The sequence below is a fragment of the Allomuricauda sp. CP2A genome (assembly GCF_001683915.1).
Lineage (GTDB): Bacteria > Bacteroidota > Bacteroidia > Flavobacteriales > Flavobacteriaceae > Flagellimonas.
The window spans coordinates 1-23780 of the sequence record NZ_LXTT01000109.1; the positions used below are offsets into that span (position 1 = coordinate 1).

The 23780-nt window shown below is 43.1% G+C and carries 23 protein-coding genes and 1 other RNA gene; 13 read left to right on the forward strand and 11 right to left on the reverse strand.

Annotated features, from left to right (window positions below):
• Positions 1-19: 19 nt before the first annotated feature.
• The 7 genes from thrA (at position 20) to A7D14_RS12885 (ending at position 7850) form a co-directional block, all read left to right on the forward strand.
• Positions 20-2464, forward strand: a complete 2445-nt coding sequence (thrA, locus tag A7D14_RS12855) for a bifunctional aspartate kinase/homoserine dehydrogenase I (RefSeq protein ID WP_067035294.1) — start codon at positions 20-22, stop codon at positions 2462-2464.
• A 2-nt stretch (positions 2465-2466) separates the two neighbouring features.
• Positions 2467-3390 carry a homoserine kinase gene (locus A7D14_RS12860; protein ID WP_067035222.1) on the forward strand — a complete coding sequence of 308 codons (924 nt, stop codon included), beginning with the start codon at positions 2467-2469 and terminating at the stop codon, positions 3388-3390.
• 3 nt (positions 3391-3393) lie between these two features.
• On the forward strand, positions 3394-4689 hold the full coding sequence (gene thrC, locus A7D14_RS12865) for a threonine synthase (protein ID WP_067035225.1): 1296 nt from the start codon (positions 3394-3396) through the stop codon (positions 4687-4689).
• Positions 4690-4791: 102 nt separating this feature from the next.
• Positions 4792-5880 (forward strand): glycine cleavage system aminomethyltransferase GcvT, encoded by a 1089-nt coding sequence (gene gcvT, locus A7D14_RS12870; protein WP_067035228.1) that lies wholly within the window; start codon positions 4792-4794, stop codon positions 5878-5880.
• A gap of 6 nt (positions 5881-5886) precedes the next feature.
• The gene (locus A7D14_RS12875; RefSeq protein WP_067035232.1) at positions 5887-6711 is read left to right on the forward strand and encodes a sugar nucleotide-binding protein; all 825 of its coding nucleotides are present in this window, start codon (positions 5887-5889) and stop codon (positions 6709-6711) included.
• 64 nt (positions 6712-6775) lie between these two features.
• Positions 6776-7060, forward strand: coding sequence for a 4a-hydroxytetrahydrobiopterin dehydratase (locus A7D14_RS12880; RefSeq protein ID WP_067035235.1), 285 nt, complete (start codon positions 6776-6778; stop codon positions 7058-7060).
• Positions 7061-7139: 79 nt separating this feature from the next.
• Entirely contained in the window at positions 7140-7850 is a 711-nt protein-coding gene (locus tag A7D14_RS12885) for a YebC/PmpR family DNA-binding transcriptional regulator (protein WP_067035238.1), read from the forward strand.
• A gap of 8 nt (positions 7851-7858) precedes the next feature.
• On the opposite strand, the gene A7D14_RS12890 is transcribed toward A7D14_RS12885, so the two are convergent.
• The 6 genes from A7D14_RS12890 to A7D14_RS12915 all read right to left on the reverse strand — a co-directional run bounded on the left by A7D14_RS12890 (position 7859) and on the right by A7D14_RS12915 (position 13046).
• On the reverse strand, positions 7859-8398 hold the full coding sequence (locus A7D14_RS12890) for a lysophospholipid acyltransferase family protein (RefSeq protein WP_067035241.1): 540 nt from the start codon (positions 8396-8398) through the stop codon (positions 7859-7861).
• A 42-nt stretch (positions 8399-8440) separates the two neighbouring features.
• Positions 8441-9496, reverse strand: a complete 1056-nt coding sequence (locus tag A7D14_RS12895; RefSeq protein ID WP_067035297.1) for an iron-containing alcohol dehydrogenase family protein — start codon at positions 9494-9496, stop codon at positions 8441-8443.
• A 68-nt stretch (positions 9497-9564) separates the two neighbouring features.
• The gene (locus tag A7D14_RS12900; RefSeq protein WP_067035244.1) at positions 9565-10272 is read right to left on the reverse strand and encodes an HAD family hydrolase; all 708 of its coding nucleotides are present in this window, start codon (positions 10270-10272) and stop codon (positions 9565-9567) included.
• Entirely contained in the window at positions 10263-10976 is a 714-nt protein-coding gene (gene kdsB, locus A7D14_RS12905; protein ID WP_176712419.1) for a 3-deoxy-manno-octulosonate cytidylyltransferase, read from the reverse strand. The genes A7D14_RS12900 and kdsB overlap by 10 nt, the downstream gene beginning before the upstream one ends.
• Before the next feature lie 39 nt (positions 10977-11015).
• A complete protein-coding gene (locus tag A7D14_RS12910; RefSeq protein WP_067035301.1) occupies positions 11016-11582 on the reverse strand; it encodes a DUF4126 domain-containing protein in 567 nt (188 codons plus the stop codon).
• Positions 11583-11612: 30 nt separating this feature from the next.
• Entirely contained in the window at positions 11613-13046 is a 1434-nt protein-coding gene (locus tag A7D14_RS12915) for an ATP-dependent RecD-like DNA helicase (protein ID WP_067035250.1), read from the reverse strand.
• Between the two features lie 195 nt (positions 13047-13241).
• Here A7D14_RS12915 and A7D14_RS12920 point away from each other — a divergent pair, with 195 nt between their 5' ends.
• The 4 genes from A7D14_RS12920 to dgoD all read left to right on the forward strand — a co-directional run bounded on the left by A7D14_RS12920 (position 13242) and on the right by dgoD (position 16671).
• Positions 13242-13889: a hypothetical protein gene (locus tag A7D14_RS12920; RefSeq protein WP_067035253.1), complete on the forward strand. Its 648-nt coding sequence runs from the start codon at positions 13242-13244 to the stop codon at positions 13887-13889.
• A complete protein-coding gene (locus A7D14_RS12925; RefSeq protein WP_067035256.1) occupies positions 13870-14703 on the forward strand; it encodes a DUF3822 family protein in 834 nt (277 codons plus the stop codon). The genes A7D14_RS12920 and A7D14_RS12925 overlap by 20 nt, the downstream gene beginning before the upstream one ends.
• A complete protein-coding gene (locus A7D14_RS12930) occupies positions 14703-15245 on the forward strand; it encodes an RsmD family RNA methyltransferase (protein WP_067035259.1) in 543 nt (180 codons plus the stop codon). Before A7D14_RS12925 ends, A7D14_RS12930 begins: the two co-directional genes overlap by 1 nt.
• 100 nt (positions 15246-15345) lie before the next feature.
• On the forward strand, positions 15346-16671 hold the full coding sequence (gene dgoD / locus A7D14_RS12935; RefSeq protein WP_218058536.1) for a galactonate dehydratase: 1326 nt from the start codon (positions 15346-15348) through the stop codon (positions 16669-16671).
• A gap of 85 nt (positions 16672-16756) precedes the next feature.
• On the opposite strand, the gene rnpB is transcribed toward dgoD, so the two are convergent.
• Positions 16757-17112, reverse strand: an RNA gene (gene rnpB / locus A7D14_RS12940) — RNase P RNA component class A.
• A gap of 110 nt (positions 17113-17222) precedes the next feature.
• On the opposite strand from rnpB, the gene A7D14_RS12945 reads away from it, so the two are divergent.
• Positions 17223-18986 (forward strand): DNA polymerase III subunit gamma/tau, encoded by a 1764-nt coding sequence (locus A7D14_RS12945; RefSeq protein WP_067035308.1) that lies wholly within the window; start codon positions 17223-17225, stop codon positions 18984-18986.
• A 53-nt stretch (positions 18987-19039) separates the two neighbouring features.
• Positions 19040-19621 carry a tRNA-(ms[2]io[6]A)-hydroxylase gene (locus A7D14_RS12950; protein ID WP_067035262.1) on the forward strand — a complete coding sequence of 194 codons (582 nt, stop codon included), beginning with the start codon at positions 19040-19042 and terminating at the stop codon, positions 19619-19621.
• 2 nt (positions 19622-19623) lie between these two features.
• On the opposite strand, the gene A7D14_RS12955 is transcribed toward A7D14_RS12950, so the two are convergent.
• The 4 genes from A7D14_RS12955 to pdxH are packed head-to-tail and all read right to left on the reverse strand — an operon-like array spanning position 19624 to position 23744.
• On the reverse strand, positions 19624-20505 hold the full coding sequence (locus A7D14_RS12955) for an exopolyphosphatase (protein ID WP_067035265.1): 882 nt from the start codon (positions 20503-20505) through the stop codon (positions 19624-19626).
• An 11-nt stretch (positions 20506-20516) separates the two neighbouring features.
• A complete protein-coding gene (gene ppk1, locus A7D14_RS12960; protein WP_067035268.1) occupies positions 20517-22592 on the reverse strand; it encodes a polyphosphate kinase 1 in 2076 nt (691 codons plus the stop codon).
• Positions 22593-23081, reverse strand: coding sequence for a SixA phosphatase family protein (locus A7D14_RS12965; RefSeq protein WP_067035271.1), 489 nt, complete (start codon positions 23079-23081; stop codon positions 22593-22595).
• A 15-nt stretch (positions 23082-23096) separates the two neighbouring features.
• A complete protein-coding gene (pdxH, locus tag A7D14_RS12970; protein ID WP_067035311.1) occupies positions 23097-23744 on the reverse strand; it encodes a pyridoxamine 5'-phosphate oxidase in 648 nt (215 codons plus the stop codon).
• Positions 23745-23780: the final 36 nt, after the last annotated feature.

A 23780-nucleotide genomic window follows, 5' to 3' on the forward strand; every position in this document is an offset into this window, starting at 1 on the left:
TTTTCAACACTATTTCATCATGAAAGTCTTAAAATTTGGTGGCACTTCAGTGGCCAATCCAGAGAATATCAATAAAGTAAAGTCCATAATACAAAACCTGGGCAAAGAAAAGGCAGCCGTTGTGGTATCGGCTTTTGGTGGGGTCACCGACCTTTTGCTGAACACTTCAGCTCTGGCCGCAAAACAAGATACAACCTACAAAGAATCCTTAAAAACCATTGAGGACAAGCATATTAATGCCATCAGGGAATTGATTCCCGTTCAAAACCAAAGCGCTGCCCTAAGTAAGGTAAAAAGTGATTTGAATGTGCTGGAAACCCTTTTGGAAGGTTCTTATCTGATCGGGGAACTTACGCCAAAGTTATCCGACAAAATTGTGAGCTACGGGGAACTCTTGTCCTCCTTCATCATCAGTGAATTTTTTAAGGCTGAAGGCCTTGATGCCATTTTTAAGGATAGCCGCGAATTGATCATCACAGACACCAACTTTGGCAAGGCCAACGTAAATTTTGAGCAGACCAATCAAAATTGTATCGCATTTTTTGAGGAGAACAAACACCAAATCACGGTTTTGCCGGGATTTATTTCCGCAAGCAAATCTGGCGATTCAACAACCTTGGGAAGAGGCGGTTCCGATTATACGGCGGCCATCATTGCCGGAGCCGTTCAACCAGAAGTTTTGGAAATTTGGACCGATGTCAGTGGCATGTACACTGCCAATCCAAAATTGGTGAAACAGGCCAAATGCGTGTCTCACATCAGCTACGAAGAAGCCATGGAGCTGTCCCATTTTGGGGCCAAGGTATTGTACCCACCAACCATTCAACCGATTTTGGCCAAAGGGATTCCCATTGCCATTAAAAATACATTCGACCCAGAAAACCCAGGAACACTCATTACCAAGAACACCAATGGGAATGGTAAAACGGTACGCGGTATCAGCCATGTGGGGAATATTAGTTTGTTGTCTTTGGAGGGACCCGGCATGATCGGTATCCCAGGAATTTCAAAACGATTCTTTGAAACCCTTTCGCTCAAGAATATCAGTATTGTGCTCATCACCCAAGCCTCTTCCGAGCATTCCATCTGTGTGGGCATTGCCGATGAAGATGTGGATATCGCTGCAGAAGCGGTCAATGAGACCTTTGAATATGAGATTTCCACAAAAAAAATCAAACCCGTAATTGTTGAAAAAGACCTTACCATTATAGCGCTGGTGGGCGACAATATGAAAAGCCACCAAGGATTGAGCGGGAAAATGTTCAGTACCCTGGGGAAAAACAATGTAAATATCCGAGCCATTGCCCAAGGGGCTTCAGAGCGAAATATTTCTGCGGTCATTAAAAAAGAGGACGTAAAGAAGGCACTCAACTCGCTTCATGAAACCTTTTTTGAGGAGAATATCAAGCAGCTCAACCTCTATGTGATGGGCGTGGGGAATGTGGGTTCCAAATTCTTGGAACAAATTCGTCAACAGAAAAAATACCTCAAGGATGAGCTAAAACTCAATGTTCGGGTCATCGGAATCAGTAATTCCCGGAAAATGGCCTTTGATGAAGGTGGGATTGCCCTAAATGATTGGGAGAACACCCTAGATCAAGGAGAACCTGCTGACAAAGAAGCGTTTTTTGAACGCATCAATATGCTCAACTATCGTAATAGTATTTTTGTGGACAATACCGCAAGTGCCGAAGTTTCCGAAAGCTATTCGAGTTATCTCAAAAACAGTATTTCCGTGGTGACCTGCAATAAAATAGCATCATCTTCGGATTACGGCTATTACAAGGAATTGAAACAATTGGCCAAGCAGTACAACGCTCCCTATTTGTTCGAAACCAACGTAGGGGCTGGTTTACCCATCATAGACACCTTAAAACATTTGATTGCTTCGGGTGATAAGGTCAGAAAAATACAAGCGGTGCTATCCGGTAGTTTGAATTTTGTATTCAACACTTTTGATGACACCACTACCTTCCACGATGTGGTAAAACAAGCTCAGGAACAAGGCTATACCGAACCCGACCCGACCATTGATTTGAGTGGAATCGACGTGATGCGTAAGATTCTGATTTTGGCAAGGGAAAGTGGCTATCAGTTGAATATTGATGAAATTGAAAACGAAGCATTCTTACCAAAGGAAAGTTTGGAAGCCAATTCCAACGATGCCTTTTTTGAAAGCTTGAAGAAATATGAATCCGACTTCCAAAAACTGTATAAAGATGCTGCCGATGCCGATTGTAAACTGAAATATGTGGCACAGTTTGAAGACGGAAAAGCCAAGGTGGGATTGCAACAAATTCCAAAAGGGCACGATTTTTACAACTTGGAGGGAAGTGATAACATTGTGCTGTTCTTCACAGACCGCTATGTAAACCAACCGCTGATCATAAAAGGCGCTGGAGCAGGTGCAGATGTCACTGCTTCGGGTATCTTTGCGGATATCATACGAATTGGAAATTTCTGATCATGGAAGAAATCAAGGTTTTTTGTCCTGCTACCATTGCCAATGTTTCCTGCGGGTTTGATGTCCTTGGATTGGCCTTGGATGCGGTTGGAGATGAAATGACGGTCAGAAAGATTCCGGAAAAAACCATTCGTATCAGCAAAATTTTGGGGCAAGATCTCCCGTTGGAAGCTGAAAAAAATGTTTCCGGGGTTGCAGGTCTGGCATTTTTGGCCAAAAGTGACTATGAGGGTGGTTTTGAAATTGAAATCGATAAACGGATAAAACCCGGCAGTGGAATCGGCAGTAGTGCCGCAAGTTCCGCGGGAGCCGTTTGGGCCATGAACGAATTGTTGGGTCGACCATTTTCCAAATTGGAATTGGTGCAATTTGCCATGCAGGGCGAAAAACTGGCCAGTGATGTGGCCCATGCCGATAATGTGGCCCCGGCCATTTATGGTGGATTCACCTTGGTTCGGAGTTATGATCCCTTGGACATCATACCCATCCCCACCCCTTCTGAACTGTTTGCCACCGTGATCCATCCACAGATAGAAATCAAGACTTCAGATTCGCGAAAAATCCTCAGGACCACCATTTCCCTCGCTCAGGGCATACAGCAGTGGGGCAATTTGGGGGGGCTTATCGCCGGGCTTTACCAAAACGATTATGACCTTATTGGGCGTTCCCTGCACGATCATATTGTGGAGCCCATCCGTTCCATTTTAATTCCCGCTTTTGACAACATCAAGGCCAATGCCATTGAAGCAGGAGCATTGGGTTGCGGTATCTCTGGGTCTGGACCTTCCATCTTTGCCTTGAGCAAAGGTGAGGATATGGCCAAAAAAGTGGCGGCTTCAATGCAGGAAACGTATAAAAACATTGGTGTTCCTTATGACATCCATATATCCAAAGTGAATACCCAAGGCGTAAAAAAAATACCTTAAAGCATGACATTTTACAGTTTAAACAATCCCAATATAGTAACCACTTTCAAGTACGCCGTCATTGCTGGAATTGCACCCGACAAAGGCTTGTACTTTCCTGAAAGCATAACGCCACTTCCTGTTGATTTTTTTAAAAATATAGAAGAACTGTCCAACCATGAAATCGCATTTCAGGCCATTCGGCAATTTGTAAGCGAAGACATTCCTGACGGTGTACTGAAAGAAATCTTGGAGAACACCTTGGATTTTGATTTTCCTGTGGTTGAAATCGAGGAAAATGTGGCCACCTTGGAACTTTTCCATGGCCCAACCATGGCCTTTAAGGATGTGGGTGCCCGTTTCATGGCCAATTGTTTGGGGTATTTCTCCCAAGATGAAAAAGAAGAAGTCACCGTTTTGGTGGCCACTTCCGGGGATACAGGTGGTGCCGTGGCCAATGGCTTTTTAGGGGTTGATGGCGTTAAAGTGGTCATTCTGTACCCAAGCGGGAAAGTGAGCGATATTCAAGAAAAACAGTTGACCACCTTGGGTCAAAATATTGTGGCCATGGAAGTTGATGGTACGTTTGACGATTGCCAGCGCATGGTGAAAACGGCCTTTTTGGATGAAGAAATCACGGCACAAAAAAAATTGACCTCTGCCAACAGCATCAATGTGGCGAGATGGTTGCCACAGCTGTTCTATTTTCTGTTCGCCTATAAACAGGCTAAATTCCAAGAAAAAGAGCTCGTATTTTCTGTCCCTTCTGGAAATTTCGGAAACATTTGCGCAGGTATGGTTGCCCAAAAATTGGGCATGCCCGTAAAGCATTTTGTGGCCGCAACAAATGTCAACGATGTCGTGCCCAAGTTCATGCGCCAAGGCACTTACAATCCAAAGCCCTCCATTGCCACCATTTCCAATGCCATGGATGTGGGCGACCCCAGTAATTTTGTCCGAATCAGGCATTTGTATCAAAATGATTTGTCCACTTTACAAGAACATCTTTCATCCTATGCCTTCACCGATGAGGCCACCAAGGCCGCTATGAAGGAAGTACATTCCCAAACCGGATATGTTATGGACCCACACGGTGCTGTGGGGTATCTCGGACTAAAGGAATATCAAGAAAACCATCCGAATACCTACGGTATATTTCTGGAAACCGCCCATCCCGTGAAGTTTTTGGATGTTGTTGAGGAAACTCTTGGATTAAGCCCAGAAATTCCACCACAAATCCAGAAAGTAATGGGCAAGGAAAAAAAATCCAATAGAATTTCCTCATACGATGCGCTAAAATCCTATCTACTGGACAATTAGCATTTTTTGGTTTGAATTTAACAGTGGTTTGTTCAAAACATTGGCTTCAATGAAGTCTTGTCTTCTACGAATTCAATAAATTTACCCCATAAACCAAGAGGAATGAAAACGACTGCGTTGACCGATACCCACATTGCATTAGGGGCAAAAATGGTTCCCTTTGCGGGCTATAACATGCCCGTTTCCTATGAAGGCGTGAACATTGAACACGAAACCGTCCGAAAAGGTGTTGGCGTTTTTGATGTGTCCCATATGGGCGAGTTTTTGATTGAGGGACCCAAAGCCTTGGAACTTATCCAAAAAGTGAGCTCCAATGACGCTTCCAAATTGACCGTTGGAAAGGCACAATATAGCTGTATGCCCAATGAAACTGGAGGTATTGTGGACGATTTGATCGTATATCGTGTCAAGGATGAAACCTATCTTTTGGTGGTCAATGCTTCCAATATTCAAAAAGATTGGGACCATATTTCAACATACAACGAGGCCATTGGGGCCGAAATGCGGAATATTTCCGATAATTATTCCTTATTGGCCATTCAGGGACCAAAAGCAGTTGAGGCCATGCAGGCTTTGTCTTCCGTTGACCTTTCCGCCATCAAATTCTACAACTTTGTGGTGGGTGATTTTGCAGGAATAGATCATGTCATCATTTCGGCCACGGGCTATACCGGTTCCGGTGGTTTTGAAATCTACTGCAAGAATTCGGAAGCACAACAGGTTTGGGACAAGGTGTTAGAGGCCGGTGCCGATTATGGCATAAAACCGATTGGATTGGCGGCACGCGATACCCTTCGCTTGGAAATGGGTTACTGCCTTTACGGAAATGATATTGATGACACCACATCCCCTTTTGAAGCTGGATTGGGGTGGATCACCAAATTCACCAAGGATTTTGTGAACAGCGATGCCCTCGCCAAGGAAAAAGAGGAAGGCCCCAAACGAAAATTGGTCGCTTTTCAAATGGAAGAACGTGGCATTCCCAGAAATGGGTATTCCATCTTGGATGCCAAAGGAAATGAAATCGGAAAAGTAACCTCTGGAACCATGTCCCCCTCCCTTTCCAAAGGAATTGGTTTGGGCTATGTGACCACTGAAAATTCTAAAGTGGACAGTACCATTTATATTCAAATACGCATCAATAAAGTTCCGGCCACCATAGTAAAATTGCCATTTTATAAAACCCCATAATAGCGTTTGGACAAAAAGAAGATATTGATACTGGGAGGGAGTGGATTTGTGGGAAACGCCATATACAAGGAGCTCTGTTCGTATTTTGACACCTACGGGACCTACTATTCCAACCGAAGTTTTTCCAACAACAAGCAGTTTTTCAGATATGATCTGGAGGAGGACGATATTTTCCAGATATTGGAAAAAGTCCACCCAGATGTCATCATTTCTTCCCTTCGGGGAAATTTTCCCGCACAGGTTCAGGCCCATCAACATTTGATGGAATATTTGATGAAGACCCATGCCAAATTGTACTTCATCTCTTCAGCCAATGTTTTTGATGCCTACAGCAAATTTCCTTCCTACGAATTTGACAAAACGCTATCTGAAAGTGTCTACGGACGTCTCAAAATCAAGATTGAGAACATGATGCTGCGCATGCCCAAGGATAAAACCGCTATTCTTAGGGTTCCCATGGTTTTCGGCAATACGTCTCCGAGAGTTAAGGAAATCAAGGCCAATTTGGAAAACAAGGAGCCCATTGAAGTTTTTCCCAACCTCATCATCAACGTTACCAATGATGACAGGCTTACACAACAGATCCATTATCTCATCAACCGGGACAAAACGGGCATCTTTCATTTGGGGAGCACGGACCTGGTCCATCATGAGGAGTTTATAAAAGAGATTGTCCAACGTATGGGAGGGCCCCATAAGCCCATATTCAAACGGGTTTTCACCACCAATGAGGACCGATATCTGGCTGCGCTTCCAAAGGATAACCAATTACCAAAAAATTTAAGGATAAGCTGTCAGGAAATCATAGACCACCACATTCCTGTGGATTAGATTAATTGGCTTCTTTTTCGCTTTTTCGCATTCATTTGGCTAACTTTAAGTCAAACGCTATTATATGGAAAAGTTGAGCACCAATAAAATAGAAGAATCCCTTACAACCCTTAAGGGTTGGAGTCTTAAAGAGGGTATGATTGAAAAAACCTTCACGTTTAAGGACTTCAAAGAAGCCTTCTCCACCATGACCCGCATTGCTTTTGAATGCGAGCAACAAAACCACCATCCCAATTGGGAAAATGTCTACAATAACCTCACCATAAAACTGAGCACCCATGATGCCGGAGGTGTTACCCAAAAGGACATTGACCTGGCCCAAACCATTGAAAACATTGTCAATAAGTAGCATTTTCCAACACAACCTAGACACTTGACAACGGTGGTTTTTTTGCTAAATTTGCCCTCATCCATAACCAATACCTTATATGGGAAGAGCATTTGAGTTTAGAAAGACACGGAAATTAAAGCGTTGGGCGGCCATGTCCAAAGCTTTCACCCGAATTGGAAAGGACATTGTAATGGCCGTGAAGGAAGGCGGCCCTGATCCGGATGCCAATTCAAAGCTACGTGCCGTAATTCAGAATGCCAAGGCAGTGAACATGCCCAAGGACAATATTGAACGGGCCATTAAAAGGGCCTCGGACAAAAGTCTTGGGGATTACAAGGAGGTGCTTTTTGAGGGCTATGCCCCACACGGAATCGCTATTTTGATCGAGACCGCCACGGACAACAATACCCGTACCGTGGCCAACATCCGAAGTTATTTTAACAAATGCAATGGTAGTTTGGGTACCTCAGGTTCTGTGGAATTCATGTTTGACCATACCTGCAACTTTACCATCAATGGTGAAGGAATCGACGCGGAAGAACTAGAATTGGAGATGATCGATTTTGGTGCCGAAGAGGTGTTTGTGGATGAAGAAGGCATTCATATCTATGCCCCTTTTGAAAGTTTTGGTGCCATCCAAAAAGAATTGGAGTCAAGGGATATTGAGATTTTATCCTCTGGTTTTGATCGTATTCCCCAAGTGACCAAGGAACTTTCCGAAGAGGAGATGGCCGATGTGGAAAAGCTTTTGGAAAAAATTGAAGAGGATGATGACGTTCAGAACGTGTATCATGCCATGAAGGAATAGATAAAAGTCTAAAAACTATATTCAGGGATCTTCCCTACAACTCCCCTGTAGAAATCACGGATTTTCTCAAAATCACTCTCTTGATTATCTGTTGGGTTGAAAGGCGTTGCTATTTTAACTTCCTTCTTCCCAAAATCAAAAGCAACCATGACAATGGGTACTTTGGCCTTTTTGGCGATATGGTAGAAACCAGTTCGTAGCTGGTCAACTTTTTTTCGGGTGCCTTCGGGGGCCAAGGCAAATCGGAAGACCTTTCTTTCCTTAAAAATCTGGACAATACTGTCCACCGTATTGGAGTTTTTGGAACGGTCCACGGGTGCTCCCCCTGTCCAGCGAAAGAACCATCCGAACGGGGGTTTGAAGAGGCTTTTCTTTCCTATGTAATTGATTTCTTGGTTGACGACTTTCCGAACCAACAACCCCAGAAAAAAGTCAATCCAATGGGTGTGCGGTACCACAATGACCACGCATTTGTCCAGATTGGGAAAAGATCCATTCAGTTTCCAGCCCAGAACTTTAAAATAAATAAACTTGGCCAGCGTATGCATTTTTTCAAAATAAGTCCTTCCAAGTAAAACGGTTGACCACCATTAGATTTCTTGGTAAATGGCCTGAAGTCGCTCTGGGGTCATAATGGCCCTCCATTCCTTCCCAAGGGCATTCTCCCAAAGGGCATCCAACCCCAATGCCACATTGACCATAACATCAAAATCGTTTTGGGTAAGATTGGCACAAACCCCTTTCGGCAATTTTATGCCATGTTTTTTTACCATCTGCTTGAAAATAGCCACCCCTTCAGGATAAAACTCCTCCAAGTGCTGAAAGACCATACAATTTCCAACACCGTGCTTAATGCCCAACAAGTATGACAACCCATAGCTCATGGCGTGGGCAATGCCCACTTGGGAATAGGCTATGCTCATCCCCCCATGCCAAGAGGCCATCATTAATTTATCCCTGGATTCACTCGCTGGAATATCCCCTAGAAATACATCTTTGCAAAGTTCAAGGGCCTTTTCCCCATAACTTTGGCTAAAGGCATTCAAATAGGTTCCGGTAAGGGACTCAATACAGTGGATGTAGCAGTCCATCCCAGTATAGAACCATTGTTCTTTGGGAACGGTCTTGGTTAAATCTGGATCCAAAAGCACTTGATCATAGGTAGTAAAATCTGAGTTGATCCCAAGTTTTTTCTCCGGCCCCAACAAAACGGTTGTCCGGGAGACCTCGGCCCCGGTTCCGCTTATAGTGGGGATTCCCACATGGTACAAAGCCGGTTTGTTCACTAAATCCCAACCTTGGTAGTTCTCCGCCAGGCCTTTGTTGTTCAACAATATGGCCACTGCCTTCGCCAAATCCAAAAGGGTTCCGCCACCAATGCCAATTATTCCCGAAGGGAGTTCGTCATATTCTTCACGTATCACCTTGACCAAGGCATCCACTTGGGCCGTCTTGGGCTCTTCATCAGCCGAGACAAAAATGATTTTATCATTGAACATCAACGGTATTTGTGAAACCAAATTCTTGGTCTCAAAGAAATCATCGACCAAAAAAATAAATGGAGCATCGGTATTTTTTCGTTTGGGCAACAAAACTTCACCCAATTGTGAAAAACTTCCCTGTCCAAAAACTACACGGGGCACCATTGGAAAATTACGGTACTCTCCCTTCTGGTGTGATGTTATTTGTTCTCTTTTCAAGTTGCTTTCAGTCTTCAATGTTTGTGCAAATATTTTAATATGTCCTTGAGGCTGTTCAGTTTAAGATGGCCGTTCATCTGCTCAGTTTCAGAAACCATTTCATGGGCCCATGTGGTATGAAAAGGTACGTGCACAGCCTTGGCACCAATTTTCAAGATAGGCAATACATCTGACTTTAAAGAATTGCCGATCATCAAAAATTCATCCACCTCTATATTCAGATGCTCCAAAAGATTGCTGTAATTACTTTCTTTTTTATCGCTGAGCACCTCTACGTGGTGGAAATATTTGGAGAGTCCAGACTTCTCCAGTTTACGTTCCTGGTCCAGAAGATCTCCTTTGGTCAGTACAATCAATCTATAGTGGTCCACAAGTTTGGAAAGCACTTCTTCCACGCCGTCCAAGAGTTCCACGGGGTGGGAAATCATGTCCTTGCCCAACTTTAATATTTCAGAAATGGTTTTTTGGGGAATCTTATGGTTGGACAGTTCCAATGCAGATTCAATCATGGACAACATAAATCCTTTTATGCCATACCCGTAGATGTCCAAGTTCTCCATTTCCTTTTTGAACAGCTCTTGGTCCACCTTATTTTTGGTCTCGTACCCTTCCAGCAAATCGGCAAAACGCTCTTCGGTCTCCCTAAAATAGGTCTCGTTCACCCAGAGGGTGTCATCGGCATCAAAACCGATTACTTTTATGTTGCTAAAATCTACTTCCATGCTTTAACAGCTCTTTCCAAATCTTCCGGGGTATCAATTTCGATTCCGGTGACATGGGTTTCCACCATTTTTATTTTCTTTCCATACTCCAAAAACCGAATGGCCTCTATCTTTTCCTTGGCTTCCAAGGGCAACATGGGCAATCGTTGGAAATCCATCAATGCCCTTTTTCTGAAGGCATAGATTCCTTTGTGCTTATAATAAGTGGCCTCAACTTCCTTGTCGCGGGGATACGGTATGGGGGAACGGGAAAAATAGAGGGCACAATTTTGATTGTCCACGATTACCTTTACCGTATTGGGGTTGGAAATTTCCTCCCAATCGGTTATAGGGGTCATTAAGGAGGCCAAATCTATTTCTTTCTTTTCATCTTTTTTGAAAATCTCTATGATCTTCCCTAAACTTTCTCCATCAATAAAAGGTTCATCGCCCTGTACATTTATGACAATGTCCACATCCATGTCCTCCACAGCTTCGGCTATCCTATCGCTTCCACTTTGGTGTTCTTTTTGACTCATGATGACCTCACCTCCTATGTCTGAAATGACATCGGAAATAATTGGACTGTCCGTTACTACGTAAACCGCATCAAACAAACTCGTATTGATGGCGGCTTCATAGGTCCTGACAATGACCGGTTTTCCGCAAAGATCCTGCATTAATTTTGCAGGGAATCTTGAGGCTTGGTAACGAGCCGGGATCATGGAAATTATTCTCACTTATTTACGTATTGATTGCTGTTGTTATTTGGTTTTGGGACGTAGTTTTCGGTAAATCCTAAAAATAAAGATCAAAATAATGATCACTAAGATAGCAGCAATGGGGGGAACCAAAATGGATGCGGTTGAAACGGCAACTGCCGTTCCCGTTTCAATGGTGGAGACCACTGGGTTGGCAACTCCACCCGTAGTGGCCGTGGAAGCCATTCGGCCTGCGGCATTGGCCCCTTTAATGGCGGTGGCCGTTCCACCTCCTGCAATAATGGCCAAGGACCATGTCACCACGGGATCCAAATTAGCTACCGTGGATACCATTACTGCGGTACCGGCAATTCCTGCCAAGGGAATGGCCAGACTGTCCAGGGCATTGTCCACCCAGGGGATAAAATAGGCGAAAATCTCAATGATGGTGGCCACTCCCAAGGTTATCAAAGCGGCCAGACTTCCTATCCATTGCCAATTGTCATTCAGTTCCCACGCGCCTAGATAAGCCGCCAAACTTAGGGCAAACAAGGGCAAAAAGACCCTAAACCCTACTGAAGCGGCCAAACCAATGCCTAAAAAAATACTTATGATGGTATCCGGTGTCATATTCATGATCTTGTCTAAAATAGGGTATTCCTAGTCAAGAAAAAAATCATCCTTGAAACCTATTAAAAAGAGTTGTCGTTTGGCCCGGGTTACAGCCGTATACAGCCATCTCAAATAATCTTTGTCCACGCCGTTGGGCAGATAGGGCTGTTCCACAAAAACGGTATCCCATTGTCCTCCTTGCGATTTATGACAGGTGATGGCATAGGAAAACTTTACCTGCAAGGCATTAAAATACTTATTGTTCTTGACCCCTAGGAATTTTTTATACTTTGATTTTTCATGGGCGTAGTCCTTCATCACTTCTTGGTACAACCTATTGCCGTCTTCATAGGAAAGTGATGGCGTTTGGGCATTAATGGTGTCCAACAAAAGAACGGTCTCAAACGGTTTTTGATTGGGATAATCCACCATTTTCACCTTTACTTCGGCAAATGTAAATCCGTATAGCTCCTTAATGGCAAACAGTTCCAAAATCTCAATGATGTCGCCATTGGCTATGAAACCTGCTTCGGAATTGGGCTTTAGCCAAAAATAATTGTTCTTCACCACCATCATATAGTCCCCAACCGCAATATCATTGTCCAGAAAGAGAATACGCTCCCTAATATTCTGGTTATAGAGATTGGCCCTTTTGTTGGACCGTACAATGATGACGGTTTCTTCCTTTCCATTTTCACTATAGGATGAATCGATGGCTTCCTGTATCTCGCTCCCATCAATCAGCCGTATAATATCTTTAAACGGGCCGGTTTCAAATTTAAAACCGTCAAAAAATTGGGATTGCAATTGTTCCCTGAGGTTGGTGGCATTATGCAGAATTCCTGAGTCATCACTCTGACGCATCACCTCATCCAATTCCAAATATTGCACCTCCTTATTATAATGTAAGGAAAGTCGGTCTTCCTCCAATGCCGGACTGAGTTCAAGTTTAACGGGAGGCAGCTGTGCCGTGTCGCCTATCAGAACCAGCTTGCAGTTATGGCCGGAATCCACATAAAACATTAGGTCGTCCAGCAATGAGCCATTCTCAAAAAGTTTGGTGTCTGCCGGGGTATCCGGGATCATGGAAGCTTCGTCCACAATAAAAATAGTGTTCCTGTGCTTGTTGGGCGCCAATACAAACTGCACTCCTCCCCCAGCCTGTTTCTTGGGGTAATAGATCTTCTTGTGAATGGTGAACGCCTTGTTCCCCGAGTAGACCGACATGACTTTAGCCGCCCTTCCCGTAGGGGCCATAAGAATGGAACTCATCCTAACCTTCCAAAGGCTGCTCACAATGGTGGCCACAATGGTGGTCTTGCCCGTACCGGCAAAACCTTTTAAAAGAAAAATCTCGTCCTTTTTCCCATTTACCACAAAATGGGCGAGCTTCTCCAAAGCCACCTCCTGTTTTATAGTTGGAACATGGGGGAATTTTTTTGTTAAAATCGATAAGAAATCCAATGCTGTGGGCTTGTCCATAGGCATCTAAAGATAGCATGGTTTTTTAAAGCAAAAAGTTTCGTGATTAAAAAAAAATTGTAGATTTGTCTGTGACCACTAAATTAACTTAGAAAGACAATAGCAGATATGTTAAACTTAATCCTTATCGTAGTATTAATATGCCTTCTGACCATAGGCCTTGTATTCCTGATTGACAGGTTTTTACCCCAAAAAGTGAAGCCAATCCTAGTGATTGTCTTTGGACTTTTGAGCATTTTTCTGGGCTATAAAATTTACCAATCCATTAATGCCCCCATTGAATTCAACAAAGTAAGACAAGAAAGATTTGCAGAGGTTATCGCCAAACTTAAGGATATTAGGGATGCCCAAGAAGCTTACAAAACTGTAAATGGCAAATATGCGGACAACTTCAATAGTTTGATACAGTTTATCGATACAGGAAATTATACCATTACATCACAAAGGGATTCTTCCTTTATGAGATATGATAAAGTATATCAAATTGAACTTCAGCAAGATACCGTCATCATAGATACCCTTGGACAGGTAAAAGTGAAAGATTCTCTGTTTGGAGCCGATGATAGCTACAAAACCATGATGAACGTTCCTTTCGCACAGAATGATGAAAAATTTGAAATGAAAGCGGACATCATTGACAAAAGCGGGTACAAAGCACCTGTTTTTGAGGCCAAGGTAAAAAAGAATGTTGTTCTGTATGATCAACCAGCAGATTTACTTGCCAGGGAAAATGCCCATCAAAGTGTAGAGGAAGTCAACGGCACCGAAATAAAAGTAGGTTCCCTTACCGATGTAAGTACAAATGGTAATTGGCCTCCCGTCTATGATAGAAAAAACAACTAGGATAGCACAGTCCAAAGAAAATAACACTTTTAGAAAATTGTCCATTCAAGTCGGCTTGAATGGACTTTCTTTTTGTGCACTGGATACCATCTCCAATAAAATCCTGGCTTTTGAAAAAGTAACCTTCAAAACGCCATCCACGCCCTACCTTATGCTCAAGGAGCTAAAGGCAATCATCAATCAGAAGAATGATATTGGAAAAGACTTTTCCGAAGTAGTGGTCATTCACAAGAACACCATGTTCAGTTTGGTTCCCAAACCCCTTTTCAATATCGATGAATTGCCCAATTACCTTAAGTTCAATGCCAAGATCATGGCAACCGATCTTATCGCCTTCGATGAAATTCCCAACCAAGAGATGGTAAATGTCTATGTGCCGTACACAAACATCAACAATTACATCTTTGATATTTTCGGCGAATTTGAGTTCAAGCACAGCGGTACCGTTCTCATAAACACATTATTGAACCAGACCAGGATCACCTCGGAGCCCATTTGCTATGTTCAAGTTTCCGAAAAGGAAATGGAGATGATGGTAGTTTCAGAGAAAAAGCTCATTTTCTATAATCAATTTGAGTTTAAGACCAAAGAAGACTTTCTGTATTACCTGCTCTTTAGTCTTGAACAACTACAGATGGATCCCGAAAAAATCCAACTCAAGTTGTTTGGTGCCATTGAAGAAAAAGACCCCATCTATAATCTGTGCTACCAATATATAAAACAGGTTTCCGTTTTTATCCCCTACAACCCCTCTTTTCCTTTGGAAGAGCTGCAAAATCAAGCTATCGATTTCACCATACTGAGCTCCCTATAATGCGGATCATCTCGGGAAAATATAAGGGCAGAAGACTCATTGCACCAAAAAAACTTCCGGTACGACCCACTACGGATATGGCCAAAGAAGGTCTTTTCAACATCTTGAACAACCGCTTTTACCTAAACGAGCTTAAAGTTTTGGACCTTTTTTCCGGTACGGGCAACATTAGCTTTGAGTTTGCATCAAGAGGCACTGAAGAGATTGTTGCTGTGGACAGCTATTCAGGTTGTGTCCAGTATATTTCCAAAATAGCAAAGGAATTGGACTTCCCCATCACCTCCATAAAATCTGATGTGTTTAAATTTTTGGAGCGGACCCCCGAAAAATTCAATCTGATATTTGCCGACCCACCTTATGGATTTGAGCCAGATCAGTTTTTAAACATTGTCGACCTTGTTTTTCAAAATGAGTTATTGAAAGAAGATGGTCTATTGGTAATAGAACATTCCGATAAGACCGATCTATCCCAACATTCCCATTTTGTGGAAAACCGAAAATACGGCGGCAGTATGTTCAGCTTTTTTAATGCTGTTGAATAAGATAGCTAAAATTTATTCTTTACTTTTAGGTTATACAGACATTATACCCTTCTCATAATCATCCGTTTAATTAGTTAAAAACTATATAACCTTACCCAAAATGAAAAAGGATTTTTCTCGAAGAAATTGGCTTAAAAATATGACTGCAGGTATGGCTGGGCTTTTGGTCACAGAACAACTTGTTGGTCAACCCATAAAATATTCTGAAGCAGACCATACGTTCAATGTCAACAAAGCGCAAGTATCTCCCAAAGACGACATAAAAATTACCAAATTGGAAATTATTCCTGTACACACATTACGAACAATTTTTGTAAAAATGTACACTAACGTTGGTATTGTTGGTATTGGTGAAGGAACAGTTGAAGGGCGTATACCCACAACTATGGCTGCCATAAAAGAATTAGAAAAATACCTGATTGGAAAAGATCCAAGAAAACCGGCCCATCATTGGCAAGCCATATACCGTCATGCATTCTATCGAGGAGGCATTGTTCTTACCAGTGCCTTATCTGCAGTTGACATAGCCATGTGGGACATTAAAGGAAAGGCACTCGGAGTTCCAGTATATGAGTTGCTTGGAGGTCCAAGTAGGCATAGAGTAAGAGTATATGGGCAGGCCGGTACTCCTGAAGGAGCCCAAAAAGTGATTGACGAGGGATATAAATCCATGAAAGTGGGAGTTACATCCAGCCGCGGCAGACTGTCTCGTTATGTAGAGAATCCTGATTTTGTAAAAGGAGTTGTGGACAATATTGCTGCCATTAGAGATGTTATCGGCCCAACAGTAGATATGGGAATTGAATTACATGGAGACCATTCGCCACAAACTTCCATGATTTTAATTAAGGCCTTGGAACAATTTCAACCTTGGTTTTATGAAGAACCAATTCAGTTTCAAAACCTTCCCTTAATGGCAGAAATGGCCAAAAAGACACATATTCCTTTTGCAACGGGTGAACGAATGGTTACAAAATGGCAGTTTAGGGAATTACTATCATTGGGCTCTGCTTCCATTCTTCAACCAGATATAACCCATTGTGGAGGTATTACAGAACTTAAAGCTATTTCATCACTTGCTGAAGCTTTCTACGCAGCCATGTTGCCTCATGCTAAAGAAGGCATTGTTGGAGCTGTAGCTTCTTTACATGTCGTAGCCAGTATTCCCAATCTATTGGCACACGAATTACCTAATCTTCAAGCAGCTCCAGATGACGGTGTAGAACGCAGTTCTCTTGGGAAAAGTTATATTAAAAAACCATTGGTAATGGATGATGATGGTCATATTTCCTTAACAGGAAACATAGATGGCCCAGGTCTTGGGCTTGAATTGGATGATAATTTAGTAGAGAATGAACGTGGGGTAGAAGAATGGGAATTTCCTGAAATGTGGGACAGTTTTGATGGGTCAGTACTCGACCACTAAGACAACTGCTTTAAATTTTGAATAAAAAAGAGGAAATCTCTCGAGGTTAATTCAACTAAATATTTTCATATACTACTTTTTCAATAAAAAAAGCAGGCCATAAGCCGGATTCTGTCGAGCCTTATCATTTATCTAGACCTTTGGTTGCCCAAAAGCTCTAACCGCCTACCCTCCAGCTTGGGCGTGCAGCCCTCAAACACTGGTTTACATGACGTTTCACCGCATAGAGTTTACACGATTTCACTACAGCCGAACTGTACATCCTTTCTGTTGCACTGGTCCTCGCCTTTCGGCGGACGGGCGTTACCCGCTATGCCGCACTATAGTGTCCGGACTTTCCTCCTTGTCCCAGACTTGATCTGGGATCTCCAAGAAAATGGTCGCCATTCCCAAGGAGATGCCGAAACAAGTTCGGCACACAGCGATAAGGTGGCCTGCTGGCGGCAAAGGTAACTTAATTGTTAATAAAAAAAGGTGATCTAGGTTACAGACCAGTGGCTTTACCCATTGCTATTTTTATATTTGTAGTAATACAATCTTTTCCCGCAATTTTGGAACCTTTTGTAGTATCAGCTAGGAAATACCGTCCCCAGACCTTCAAGGATGTCGTGGGCCAGGAGTCCATTACCAATACCCTGCTGAACGCCATAGAAAACAACCACTTGGCACAGGCCTTGTTGTTCTGTGGCCCCAGGGGTGTGGGAAAGACCACTTGCGCCCGGATTTTGGCCAAGAAAATAAACCAGGATGGAACGGAACGGGAAGACGAGGATTTTGCCTTTAATATTTTTGAGCTTGATGCTGCTTCCAATAATTCCGTGGATGACATCCGAAGTCTTATAGACCAAGTTCGCATACCGCCCCAAGTGGGCAAATACAAGGTCTATATCATCGATGAGGTCCACATGTTGTCCCAATCGGCATTCAATGCTTTTTTGAAAACCTTGGAAGAACCTCCAAAACATGCCATTTTTATCTTGGCCACCACGGAAAAGCACAAAATCATCCCTACCATCCTATCGCGTTGCCAAATTTTCGATTTTAAACGGATTACGGTAAAGGATGCATCGGAATACCTAAAATATATTGCCCAACAGCAAGGGATCGAGGCTGAAGAAAGTGCCCTTCATATCATTGCCCAAAAAGCCGATGGTGCCATGCGTGACGCCCTCTCCATTTTTGACCGGGTAGTGAGTTTTTCAGGAAAGCAACTTACACGTAAGGCCGTTACAGAAAATCTGAACGTATTGGACTACGATACGTACTTTACGGGAACAGATCTTATTTTGGAGAACAACATCCCAGAGCTTTTGGTGCTTTTCAACAAAACCTTGTCCCTTGGTTTTGATGGTCACCACTTTATCACTGGGTTGGCATCCCATTTCAGGGATTTGATGGTGTGCCAACATCCAGAAACCCTTGTCCTTTTGGAGGTAGGTGAAGATGTGCAAAAACACTACCAGGAGCAGGCCAAAAAAACCTCAAAAGCATTTTTGCTGAAAGCCATTGATATGGCCAATGACTGTGACCTTCAATATAAGACCAGTAAAAATCAGCGGTTATTGGTGGAACTCACCCTAATGAAGTTGGCATCCATCACTTTTGATGGAGACCTGCCTGCCGGAGGGCAGGAAAAAAAAAAGCCTGATTTCTTAATCCCCGCCTCCCATTTTGCCACAAGAGAAGTCAATAATGGCAATCGAAGTGCTGCACCCAAAACAAATGGAACGACACCAAAAGACGTTGAAAAGACTGTAGAAAAACCTACTGAAGCTCCTGCACCGCAAGAAGTTGCGGTCCAAGAACCCAAAGAAGATTACCAACCTGCCAAAAAGATTCAGATAAAGGCTCCTGAAAAAAGAGTTTCAGGTTTGTCCCTTTCCAGCATCAAGGCCAAAAAGGCACATGAGCAGACCAAAGCTCCCGAGTTGCCCCATGAAGAACTTCCCAGGGAACCGTTCTCAGAGTTGGATATGCAACAGCATTGGGATGATTTTGTTCATGTACTTGAAAAGAAAGGGAGAAAAATTCTGGCCAGTAACCTTCAAGCCGATGTGCCCAAACTAAAGAACGAGAACACTATTTGGATCGAACTGCCCAACAGCACCATGAAAAAAGAAGTGGAGCGGGAACAAAGTTTGATGCTGGACCACCTCAAACAAAAATTGAACAACTATTCCATAAGTCTGTACATAACCGTAAACGAGGAGGTTGCCAAAAAATTTGCGTTTACCCCAGAAGAAAAGTATCAAAAATTAAAGGAGAAGAATCCGGCCATAGACCTCTTGCGTCAAGAGTTTGACCTTGATTTCTAAGCTCCTTACGGCAATACTGCTATCTTTGCATCGGAAATTCAAAAAGAGCAGACATGTTAGGGCTTAAACTTCCAACAGACCCCAGATGGGTGAACATCGTTGAAAAAAACATCGAAGAAATTCTTACCGATCACGCCTATTGTGAGCAAAAAGCGGCCAGCACGGCCATATCCCTAATTATTGGTTTTCCTGAAAAATCGGAATTAGTGAAGGAGATGACCGCTTTGGCCCGTGAGGAAATGGGACATTTTAACATGGTCCACGACAGGATTTTGAAACGTGGTTGGGTTTTGGGGCGTGAACGCAAGGATGAATATGTGATCGAACTGATGAAATTCTTCCCAAAAGGCGGAAGCCGTGAAACCCATTTGGTACACAAACTCCTGTATGCCGCCCTGATTGAGGCCCGCAGCTGTGAGCGGTTCCGGTTGCTTTCCGAAGAAATCCAAGACGAGGAACTCTCCGAGTTCTATCGCAATCTTATGGCCAGTGAGGCCAACCATTACACCATGTTCCTGAAATTTGCCCGAAAGTATGGCAACAAGGAAGAAGTGGATAAAAAATGGCAAGATTTATTGGACTACGAAGCTACCCTCATGAAGAACTTGGGCAAAAAGGAAACCATGCACGGGTAATCTTACTGGTAGTACAAGGTCTTAATCATCCCATCGGCCAAACCAATCTTGGGAACGTGAATTTTCTTCGCCTTGCTCCATTTGGCTGCATTCAGGAAAATTTTGGTGGCGGGTATGATCACATCGGCCCTATCTTGGTTAAGCCCTAGCTCGGATATACGATCTTCATATTCCATGCTGTTCAAAAAATGATATTGGGCATTCAGCCAAATATAGGACAACGGCTGCCCTATTTTCCTGCCTGACATTTTATGTAGTTTGTTGATGTTGCCCCCCGAACCAATGATTTCAACCTTGTTTTCAACATTCATATTGGAGGTGATCCATTGTTTGATCTCATCCCAAACCGTATCCTTGACCAAGCCATTGAGTATGCGAACGGTTCCAATCTCAAAAGATCTGGACATGACCGGATTTCCTTTATCAAAAATGGTGAATTCCGTACTTCCTCCCCCAACATCAACATACAGGTAAAAGCGATCGTTCTTAATGAGGTCTTTTAAATCGGTGGAAGCAATGATCGAAGCTTCTTCCTTTCCATCAATAATCTTGATCTGGATACCCGATTCTTTCTTGATTCGTTCAATCACTTCAGTACCATTATTCGCTTCCCTAAGTGCCGAAGTGGCACAAGCCATGTATTTTTCAACACCATAGACCTTCATCAATAGGTCAAACGAACACATGGTCTTTACCAAGCGATCTAAATTCCGTTCTGAGATCTCGCCTCGCAAGAAAGAGTCTTCGCCCAAACGCACCGGCACCCTTACCAGTTCACTTTTTTTGAATGCTGTTGGCTTGTCCTTTTGTTCAATAACGTTATTGATCAGCAGCCTTATGGCGTTAGACCCAATATCAATAGCGGCAAATTTTCGTATGACCAAGTTGGGAGGTATTAGGATTTCAGTTTTCTTTGATAATAATAGTACATCTCAAATTGGGACCGGAGCTCGGGCTCGTTCTTGCCCCTTTTTCTATAGGCATTGTCCTGTTTTTCTGAAAAAACCCTGGCTTTAAGGTTATCCCTCCACGAAATATCAAAGGTATCCAATAGCTCTTGTCTTATATCCGGGTCGTAAATGGGACAGCCCACTTCTACCCTAAAATCTAGATTACGGGTCATCCAATCTGCTGACGAAATGTAAATCTTGGGGTCACCACCGTTGCCAAAAATAAACAGGCGCGGATGCTCCAAGAACTTATCCACGACACTTATGGCCTCAATATTCTCGCTCATACCTTCAACCCCTGGGATAAGGCAGCAAATTCCACGTATGATCATCTGTATTTTTACCCCTGCCCTGCTCGCTTCGTAAAGCTTGTCCACCATTTTGTATGAGGTGAGGCTGTTCATTTTTATTTTGATGTAGGCCACCCTGCCCGCTTTGGCATTGGCAATCTCCTTATCAATAAGTTTTATGAACGTGGTTTTGGTATAGTGCGGCGATACGATAAGGTGCTTGTACTTGTTGATTTTGTAATTCGTCTCAAAGAAGGCAAACACTTTGTTCATATCCTTTAAAATGCCTTGATGTGCCGTGAAAAGGGTATAATCCGTATAGATTTTTGCTGTGGACTCGTTAAAGTTCCCTGTGCTGATGAAACCGTATCGTTTCATGCCTTCGGCTTCTTCGCGTTCGATCATACAGATTTTGCTGTGCACCTTTAGTCCCGGGACACCAAAAATCAACCGAATACCCTCTGCCTGCAATTGGTTGGCATATTCAATATTGGCCTGTTCATCAAAACGGGCCTGCAACTCAATTTGTACCGTAACCTGTTTTCCATTTTTTACCGCATTGATCAATGCCGAGGCAATTTGACTATCACTGGCCAGTCGATATACCGTAATGTGTATGGTGCGGACTTTGGGGTCCAAGGCAGCTTCCCGCAAAAATTTGGTGACATAACTGAATGTATGGTATGGGGCATAGATCATATAATCCTTATGGGCGATCATCTCCAAGAGACTCCCCTTCATGCTAAGGCCCTTTACTGGTAATGGTTCTATTTTTTCGTACATGAGATCGTACCTTCCCAGACTGGGAAAGCCCATGTAATCCCTTCTGTTATGGTAACGCCCACCGGGAATAACGCTATCCGTTCCCATGATATCCATTTTTTCCTTTAGGAACTGGAGCGTATCCTTATCGATTTTCTTATCGTAGACAAAACGAACGGGATCACTGATTTTCCGGTGCTCCACGCTGGATGAAATTTTCTCGATAAAACTCTTGCTGAGATCATTGTCAATGTCGAGTTCGGCATCACGGGTAATCTTGATCATATGCGCCGTAATGGATTCAAATTCGAACATCGTGAACACATTATCCAAACAGAAACGGATAAGATCATCAAGAATAATGATGTAGTTTTTGTCTCCTTCTTTGGGCAGCACCACAAAACGATCTATTCCCTTTGGAATTTCAATCAGGGCATATCTGTTGTGCTTTCCAACTCCAGAACCGTTTTTCATCACGATTTTTACAGCCAGATAAGCTGCTGTATCCTTTAATAAGGGAAACTCGGTAAGATCATTCAAGATGATGGTCATCAATTCCTGATTGACCTTGGTAAAGAAATAATTTCTTATGAACTCGGCCTGACTTTCACTGACCTGTTTCTCATTTATGATGAAAACATTCTCGGCGCTAAGTTCTTTTTCAATTCCTGTGAAAATTTCAAGACTACGGGCCTGTTGTGCAATCACGATCTTGGTAATTTCTTCCAAAAGGTCCTTGGCCCGTTCTCCTCCCAAAACACTTTTACCAGTTTTTCCGGCATCCACAATACGCTTTACCGTGGCGTACCTCACCTTAAAAAATTCATCAAGGTTGTTACTGAAGATTCCCAGAAATCGGAGACGATCAATCAGTGGCACATTGGGATCATTGCACTCCTGCAAAACCCGTGCATTGAAATGCAACCAGCTGATTTCCCTGTTTATATACTCGTTCTTTGTTTTGACCATTTATTGTTTTAAGTCTTTTGGAAAGATTGTTTTTTCAGTGGTTCCCTTTGAAATGTTGGACCAGTCATCCACATTGAATGTGATCTGGACCAGTCCTGCCGTGGGAAGGTTCTCAATATACTCATCTCCCCAAGTATTTGCAAGCGATGTGAAGGCATAATTGTGCCCAAAAATGGCCACGGTTTGCCATTGGTTGTCTAACCGTTTCACAAAAGCTTCAACACTGTCCCCAGAAAAGTCATAAAGGCGTTTGTCTACCTTGAAATTTTGAAGGTCAAAATCGATATCCCTTAGAAAAATCTGGCTGGTATGCAAGGCTCTGTTGGCCGGGCTGGAACAGGCAAAATCCATGTTCGGAGCATCCTGTTTGAATGCCTTTGCCACCAAATGTGCATCTTTAATGCCTCTTTCCTGAAGTGGTCTATCCTTGTCGGAAACCTCATATTCCCATGAGGATTTTCCGTGTCTCATCAATATCAATTGTTTCATTTGTGTTGAGTTGAATTAGGGTGCCAAACGTTCTATTTTCCAATCGTAATCCTCTTGAAGGGTATATCTGATCCGATCATGCAATCTATTGGGACGTCCTTGCCAAAATTCCATGGAAATGGGCCGCACCAAATAGCCCCCCCAATGCTTGGGCCTCTCAATGGGTTTGCCCTCAAATTGCTTTTCCAAGGCTTCCAGCTCCTTTTCCAAGACTTCCCGAGACCCGATTACCTCACTTTGGTTGGAGACCACGGCGCCAAGTTGGCTCCCAACAGGTCTCGACTCAAAATAACCATCGGAAAGGTTTTCGGCCACTTTCTCGGCAGTACCCTTAATAATGACCTGCCGCTCCATATTGGGCCAAAAAAAGGATAGACAAACAGCAGGGTTCTTGGCAATGGCCCGTCCCTTTTCGCTATTGTAATTGGTATAAAAAATAAACCCCTCATGGGTGTACTTTTTAAGCAAAACCACCCTATTTTTTGGAAAACCGTCCAAGCCAATGGTAGAAATGGTCATGGCATTGGTTTCATCGACCCCATCGGTTATTTCCACCTCATAAAACCACTTTTGGAATTGTTCCAGGGGATTCTCCTTGATGGTGTCTTCCGTCAAGCTGCTTTTTTCGTAGGATTTTCTATAGTTGCCCAAGTTTTTTTGCATGATGTGAATTTCGGTAAAATTCAAATGGCAGCAAAG

Bases quoted from the DNA above. Each gene is read 5' to 3' on its own strand.
- thrA (WP_067035294.1), top strand. From the start codon at position 20: ATGAAAGTCTTAAAATTTGGTGGCACTTCAGTGGCCAATCCAGAGAAT.
- A7D14_RS12860 (WP_067035222.1), top strand. From the start codon at position 2,467: ATGGAAGAAATCAAGGTTTTTTGTCCTGCTACCATTGCCAATGTTTCC.
- thrC (WP_067035225.1), top strand. From the start codon at position 3,394: ATGACATTTTACAGTTTAAACAATCCCAATATAGTAACCACTTTCAAG.
- gcvT (WP_067035228.1), top strand. From the start codon at position 4,792: ATGAAAACGACTGCGTTGACCGATACCCACATTGCATTAGGGGCAAAA.
- A7D14_RS12880 (WP_067035235.1), top strand. From the start codon at position 6,776: ATGGAAAAGTTGAGCACCAATAAAATAGAAGAATCCCTTACAACCCTT.
- A7D14_RS12885 (WP_067035238.1), top strand. From the start codon at position 7,140: ATGGGAAGAGCATTTGAGTTTAGAAAGACACGGAAATTAAAGCGTTGG.
- A7D14_RS12890 (WP_067035241.1), bottom strand. From the start codon at position 8,398: ATGCATACGCTGGCCAAGTTTATTTATTTTAAAGTTCTGGGCTGGAAA.
- A7D14_RS12895 (WP_067035297.1), bottom strand. From the start codon at position 9,496: ATGGTGCCCCGTGTAGTTTTTGGACAGGGAAGTTTTTCACAATTGGGT.
- A7D14_RS12900 (WP_067035244.1), bottom strand. From the start codon at position 10,272: ATGGAAGTAGATTTTAGCAACATAAAAGTAATCGGTTTTGATGCCGAT.
- kdsB (WP_176712419.1), bottom strand. From the start codon at position 10,976: ATGATCCCGGCTCGTTACCAAGCCTCAAGATTCCCTGCAAAATTAATG.
- A7D14_RS12910 (WP_067035301.1), bottom strand. From the start codon at position 11,582: ATGACACCGGATACCATCATAAGTATTTTTTTAGGCATTGGTTTGGCC.
- A7D14_RS12915 (WP_067035250.1), bottom strand. From the start codon at position 13,046: ATGGACAAGCCCACAGCATTGGATTTCTTATCGATTTTAACAAAAAAA.
- A7D14_RS12925 (WP_067035256.1), top strand. From the start codon at position 13,870: ATGATAGAAAAAACAACTAGGATAGCACAGTCCAAAGAAAATAACACT.
- A7D14_RS12930 (WP_067035259.1), top strand. From the start codon at position 14,703: ATGCGGATCATCTCGGGAAAATATAAGGGCAGAAGACTCATTGCACCA.
- dgoD (WP_218058536.1), top strand. From the start codon at position 15,346: ATGAAAAAGGATTTTTCTCGAAGAAATTGGCTTAAAAATATGACTGCA.
- A7D14_RS12950 (WP_067035262.1), top strand. From the start codon at position 19,040: ATGTTAGGGCTTAAACTTCCAACAGACCCCAGATGGGTGAACATCGTT.
- ppk1 (WP_067035268.1), bottom strand. From the start codon at position 22,592: ATGGTCAAAACAAAGAACGAGTATATAAACAGGGAAATCAGCTGGTTG.
- A7D14_RS12965 (WP_067035271.1), bottom strand. From the start codon at position 23,081: ATGAAACAATTGATATTGATGAGACACGGAAAATCCTCATGGGAATAT.
- pdxH (WP_067035311.1), bottom strand. From the start codon at position 23,744: ATGCAAAAAAACTTGGGCAACTATAGAAAATCCTACGAAAAAAGCAGC.